Below are 5,895 nucleotides of genomic sequence, written 5' to 3'. Positions count from 1 at the left end.
GCTGACGGCGGACGGCTGACGGCTGACGGCTGACGGCTGACGGCTGACGGCTGAATGCTTACATAAAATTTGAGCATCTGGTTCCAAAGCCGATTTCCCGCCTTAAGATAGTGGTGGGTTTTGCCAAGCTAAAGTATGAGCATGACTCAAATAAACAGGCTCAAGGAAAACCCAGCCAGAAGCTTCGCTTCCCGCAGGTGCGACCCGTGGCGAATTAAATTCGCATTAGTTAGGCGCACCTAAAATTCCTTGTGCCCACTGTCCCCAAGACACTATAATCTAGGTTTGGATGCAGTTAAGGAAGGCTTTTTCCAGGAGCGTCAGCTTCCCTGGTATTAAGCAGCCTATCACCTGTATTAGTCCAATGAACATTACTAGTTACCTAAGGATTTGGGAAAAGTAGACTTGAGAAGATGACATCTTGCATTTGAAATAGCAACATGACAGATTCCCTGTCAAACTTATGATCAAATGACACTTTTGCCAAAAATGACACTCTTGATCCAAGACCCATGAAAACCGTTCTGATTGTCGAAGATGATCCGATTAATGCTCGTGTTTTTTCCAAGATTCTCAGTAAGCGGGGCGGTTTGAATGTAAAGCATACTGAAGATGTAGAAGAAGTAATGCAGATAGCCCAAGCTGGGGAGGCAGACATTATCTTGATGGATGTTTCCCTAGCTCATAGTGTTTATCAGGGTAAATCAGTAGACGGCATTAAGATTACCCAAATGCTTAAGGCTGATGCTGAAACGTCCCAACTGCCAATTATTCTGGTCACTGCTCATGCGATGGAAGGGGATCGAGAAAACTTTCTTAAGCAAAGTGGTGCTGATGACTACATCTCCAAACCTGTTGTTGACCATCAAAAGTTTGTTGATCAGATCATGGCTCTATTGCCCCAGGACAATTAAATTCCTGTCTTGAAAATTGCCAATCTTAAACCACTGCCCTTGAGATGATTGCCCATGTTTGGCTGCCATCCCTCCCCTATTGGCAATTGATAGAGATCAAGCACTATTTTTAGGAGTCACCCATGACAGGTGGAGTTGAGCTACTTAGGGTAGACCTTGACTCTGGATAATGGTGGCTTGAATTCTGGGATTTTCCAGAAACTTTTTGGTTTCAGAAAGCAGGCGCTTACCCCACAGGTTTTCTTTAAGAAACTCTAAATTAGCATAGCGGCTATCTAGGCGGATTGCCGCTTCTCCCATTAATAGTGCCTTTTCAATATCCCCTTGGGCATACAGAGCCACAGCGATCGCAAGTTGAGGTTCTGCCGCCTCTTTATCAATCCCTATCGCTGCTTCCCATTGTTTAATGGCACTCTCCACATCCCCTTGTTCATAGTTGACCAACCCAATATTGTTAATGGCTGGCCAAAAGCTTTTGTCTTGGGCAACAGCTTTGTTGTAAGCATCGATTGCTTCAGGATACTGATTGAGCATATAGTAAGAGTTACCCAAGTCAAACAGCGCTTCTGGCACATCGGGTTTGAGTTTTAAACCCGCTTTCAACTGAGCGATCGCTTTTCTATAGTCGCTTTTTTGAAAATAAGCTGACCCCAAGGTGAACAGCACCCCAGCTTCATCTGGTGCCAGAGAGTAAGACTTTTGCAAGGCTTCTATGCCTTGATCCAACTCTTGGGACTGTACGTACAAGGTTCCCAAGATAAACCAGGTTTGATAGGTGTTGGGGGCAAGTTGAGTGGCTAACTTGGCCTTAGGCAGCGCCAGGTCGTATTGTTGAAAGCGGACTAACTGAATGGCCTCCTGAGCCAGAGTTAAGCCCTGCTGTTCGAGTTCCTCTGAATCCAATTTTAGGGTATAGGGAATGAGTGCTTGTCCAGCCACTGGTGCTGACCAACTCATCAAACCCATGAGAACAAGAATAGATAGTAATGGAATAGATTTAGGCACGGTACAGCCTCAAAGAACAATTAGCTTAATGTGAATCTACAGGTTACGGAACTACTGAGAGTAATCCGGAAGGAATATAGCTCTAGCTTTACCCTCACGATAGGACTTTCCTGCTTCATCTGTCATCCTAGAGGATCCGGCCAAGGTAAGTGTGGGGGGAGTCGGGAATCGGGAATCGGGAATCGGGAGTCGGGAATCGGGAGTGGAGGGAAGTGGGGGGAGTGTCAGGAACGGGCAAGATGCCCATTATACTGAAATGCTTATTCTACTGAGATGCCTATTCTACCAAGATGTCTATTCCACCAAGATGCCTATTCTACCAAGATGCCCATTGCACACAAGATTCCTATTCCACAAAACTATTAAAATCATCCTGCATTTATGCAATGCCCAATTTTGGTATTGCTGAATCAACAAAGGAAATTATTCCAGCAAGGTTGTTGAGTATAAATACTGATTTTTGCATTTAACTAGTGATGTGACATCACTTTTATAGAGGAAAAATTACAATAGATACAGCGGTTTGCAATTCAGTTAGGTAGAAAGTTATAGGTTTTTAGGGAGCAGGGAGCAGCGAGCAGGGAGCAGGAAAGTTGGAAGTGGGAAAACAATCGTGTGTACCTGATAGTTATGCAAAGCGCCGTATGTTAGCTCAGGGATAATATAGGGCTTATTCTAGCTATAAGTTAAACAGTTTTTTTTGACTTATCACTTGCCATTGCCCTATTCTGACTTAAATGCTACCTAAAACCTACAAACAAAAACAACCATTTTAAAAAAATAATTAATCTATGAAAAACAAACAGATTGATAGTGTAAAAAAAAACTTAATAGAAATAAGAATTATAAACCGAAAAAATAAATTTAGATTATCATCATTATTTACTTGTCTAGACGTTTATTTCTCTGGTCACAAAATTCTGAATTTTAATTTAAGTGATCACAATCTATATGATGTTCCAAAATATATTAGTCATTTTCCAAATTTAGAAAAGCTAAATTTATCCCACAATCGACTAACTAACTTGCCAAAAATTTTTAGAAAATTATCCAATTTAAAAAATCTAGATTTATCGTATAATCAACTATATAAACTTTCAATTTATATTGAAAATTACAAATTAAGATACCTAAATTTGTCAAACAATAAACTAAATAAACTGCCAGATTGTCTGGAAAACTTGTCCAATTTAAAACAGCTAAATTTATCCCACAATCGACTAAACAAACTGCCAGCTTCTTTTGGATATCTCTCTAAGTTAAGCAGGCTAGATTTATCGTATAATCAACTATATAATATACCGAATCGTTTTGGATATCTATACAATTTAACTACGCTAAATTTATCGAATAATCAACTAAATGAACTGCCGGAATCTCTTGGAACTCTCTCCAATTTAACTACGCTAGATTTATCGAATAATCAACTAAATGAACTGCCGGAATCTCTTGGAACTCTCTCCAATTTAACTACGCTAGTTTTAAGAATAAATAAACTAAATAATTTACCGAAATCTATAGGTAATTTATCCAATTTAACTACGCTAGATTTATGGAATAATCAACTAAAATATCTACCTGAATATTTTGGTAACTTATCCAATTTAACTACGCTAGATTTATCGAATAATCAACTAAATAAACTGCCGGAATCTCTTGGAACTCTATACAATTTAACGACGCTAGATTTATCGAATAATCAACTAAATAAACTGCCGAAATCTATAGGTAATCTCTCCAATTTAACCAAGCTAAAATTATCGGATAATCCCCTAGTTGAGCCACCGCTAGAAGTAGCCAGTAGAGGTGTAGGTGCAATTAAACAATATTTTCGACAATTAAGGAAAGAAGGAGAACTTTATATATATGAAGCTAAGTTGTTGATTGTCGGTGATACCAGAGCAGGCAAGACTAGTTTAGCTAAGAAAATTCAAGACCCCCAATACCAACTCCAAGACAATCAATCATCTACAGAAGGCATTGATGTTTTTCAATGGAGTTTTTCTCTAGATCACGAACGAGAATTTTAGGTTAATATTTGGGATTTTAGTGGGCAAGAAATTTATCCTGCCACCCATCCATTTTTCTTTACTAAACGTTCTCTATATATTTTTGTTGCGGATAGTAGCAAAGAAGATACGGATTTTTATTATTGGCTAAATCGTGTATAAAAGTTAAGTAATAATAGCCCCCTGTTGATTATTAAAAACGAGAAACAAGACCGCCAAAGATATATTAACGAAAGCGCTTTGCGAGGACAGTTTACCAATCTCGAAAAAACTCTGACTACTAATCTCGAAACTAACCGAGGGTTAGCAGAGATTATCGCTGCTATTCAATATTACATTCAAAATTTACCTCACGTGGGACAACCATTACCGAAAACTTGGGTAAAGGTGCGTCAAGCTTTAGAAAACAATTCTCGTAATTATATCTCTCTTGAGGAATATCTAGAAATCTGTGAAACCAATGGATTTACTCTACTAGAAGATAAATTACAGTTAAGCGGATATCTCCACGATTTAGGGGTATGCCTTCATTTCCAGGATCAAGAAGATTCCTTGTTATATAAAATAGTCATTCTTAAACCAGAATGGGCAACCGATCCGGTTTACAAAGTGCTCGATAATCAGGAAGTAATTAATAACAAAGGAAAGTTTACCCGCAAGGATTTAAAACGTATTTGGCAAGACGACAAGTATGCCTCTACCAGAGGAGAATTACTAGAACTAATGAAGAAATTCCAACTTTGCTATGAAATTCCTGATTGCAAAGATACCTTTATCGCCCCTCAACTCCTCAGCGATAACCAACCAGACTATGATTGGAATCCATCCCACAATTTGATTTTACGCTACGCTTATCCGGATTTTATGCCCAAGGGTATTATCACTCGCTTGATTGTGGTGATGCATCAGTATATTGACCAACAACAATACGTTTGGAAAAGTGGCGTCATTGTAACAAAGGACAACACCAAAGCGGAAGTGATTGAATATTACGCTAAACGGGAGATTAAGATTAGGGTTGCTGGTAGAGATAAGCGGGGATTATTAACCATAGTTGCTTACGAACTAGATAGAATACATGATTCTTATAAGCGCTTGAAGTACAGTAAGTTAATACCTTGTAATTGTCATAAGTGTAAAGACAGTCAGTCGCCATTCTTTTATCCCTTTGAAAGATTGCGACAATTTCTAGCAGATAAGCAATACACCATTCAATGTCAAGAAAGCTATAAGATGGTAAATGTTTTGAGTTTACTTGATGATATAATAGGGTTAAAGCAATTAGTATCTAACGATCAACAAGATAGTAATCAATCAATTCAGTTTAAAGGTGATATTCAACAATTAGTCTTGCTATCATCACAAGAAGGTAATATTTCTGGAGATTTTTCTGAACTAATGGCTAATAGTAACGATGAAAGTTCCAAAATCAATATATCTGGATCTGGCAACATATCTGGCAACGCTAAAGTTACAAGTAGTAGTGCTGGTTGGTTTAACTTAGGTGAGATTAGTGGTAAGGTTACCAATACTATTAACCAGTTACCTAGCTTTGATGCTGAGCCTGAGTCTGATAAAAAACAACTGAAGGAATTACTCAGTCAACTGCAAAGCGCAGTCTTAGCAGAAGATTTAGATGACGACGACAAAGCAGAAGCCCTAGAACAAATTAAAGTGATTGCTTCTGCTTTAACTAATTCCGAAGATAGTGGTGTCAAGAAAGGAGTCAAGATGGCGATGAAAATACTCATGGGAACTGCTGCTGCTTTGTCTCCTACTGCTAATATGGTAACTATATGTAAGGAATTACCAGCTTTGATTAGTAATATATTTTGATAAAAAGGCAAGATAAGCTATCAGCTATCAGCTATCAGCTATCAGCTATCAGCTTAAGTACTACGCGCACACTACACGAACAGCTTTTGAATAAAATAAGCTGACGGCTGACGGCTGACGGCTGACGGCTG

At 38.6% G+C, this 5,895-nt stretch carries 5 protein-coding genes; 4 read left to right on the top strand and 1 reads right to left on the bottom strand.

Going from position 1 to position 5,895, the window contains the following annotated elements:
* Nucleotides 1-512 precede the first annotated feature (512 nt).
* Nucleotides 513-914, top strand: coding sequence for a response regulator (locus BJP37_RS19970; RefSeq protein WP_070393926.1), 402 nt, complete (start codon nt 513-515; stop codon nt 912-914).
* A gap of 144 nt (nt 915-1,058) precedes the next feature.
* Here the strand turns inward: BJP37_RS19970 and BJP37_RS19965 are convergent, their stop codons facing one another.
* Complete coding sequence (locus tag BJP37_RS19965; RefSeq protein WP_075901378.1) at nt 1,059-1,919, bottom strand: tetratricopeptide repeat protein; 861 nt, start codon at nt 1,917-1,919, stop codon at nt 1,059-1,061.
* A gap of 791 nt (nt 1,920-2,710) precedes the next feature.
* Between BJP37_RS19965 and BJP37_RS42725 the strand changes: the two genes are divergently transcribed.
* Genes BJP37_RS42725 through BJP37_RS42715 form a run of 3 tightly spaced genes read left to right on the top strand, consistent with a single transcriptional unit; the run spans nt 2,711 to nt 5,764 of the window.
* Nucleotides 2,711-3,949: a leucine-rich repeat domain-containing protein gene (locus tag BJP37_RS42725; RefSeq protein WP_075901376.1), complete on the top strand. Its 1,239-nt coding sequence runs from the start codon at nt 2,711-2,713 to the stop codon at nt 3,947-3,949.
* A 6-nt stretch (nt 3,950-3,955) separates the two neighbouring features.
* The gene (locus tag BJP37_RS42720) at nt 3,956-4,090 is read left to right on the top strand and encodes a P-loop NTPase family protein (protein WP_081431505.1); all 135 of its coding nucleotides are present in this window, start codon (nt 3,956-3,958) and stop codon (nt 4,088-4,090) included.
* A gap of 24 nt (nt 4,091-4,114) precedes the next feature.
* Nucleotides 4,115-5,764, top strand: a complete 1,650-nt coding sequence (locus tag BJP37_RS42715) for a COR domain-containing protein (RefSeq protein WP_075901374.1) — start codon at nt 4,115-4,117, stop codon at nt 5,762-5,764.
* Nucleotides 5,765-5,895: the final 131 nt, after the last annotated feature.

It is taken from the genome of Moorena bouillonii PNG, assembly GCF_001942495.1.
GTDB classification, from domain to species: domain Bacteria; phylum Cyanobacteriota; class Cyanobacteriia; order Cyanobacteriales; family Coleofasciculaceae; genus Moorena; species Moorena bouillonii.
Note: the sequence above shows the minus strand (reverse complement) of the source record. Positions and strands in the feature narration are given on the sequence as shown.

What these genes read in the sequence shown, in the direction of transcription:
- BJP37_RS19970 (WP_070393926.1), top strand. Translation starts at nt 513, where the DNA reads ATGAAAACCGTTCTGATTGTCGAAGATGATCCGATTAATGCTCGTGTT.
- BJP37_RS42725 (WP_075901376.1), top strand. Translation starts at nt 2,711, where the DNA reads ATGAAAAACAAACAGATTGATAGTGTAAAAAAAAACTTAATAGAAATA.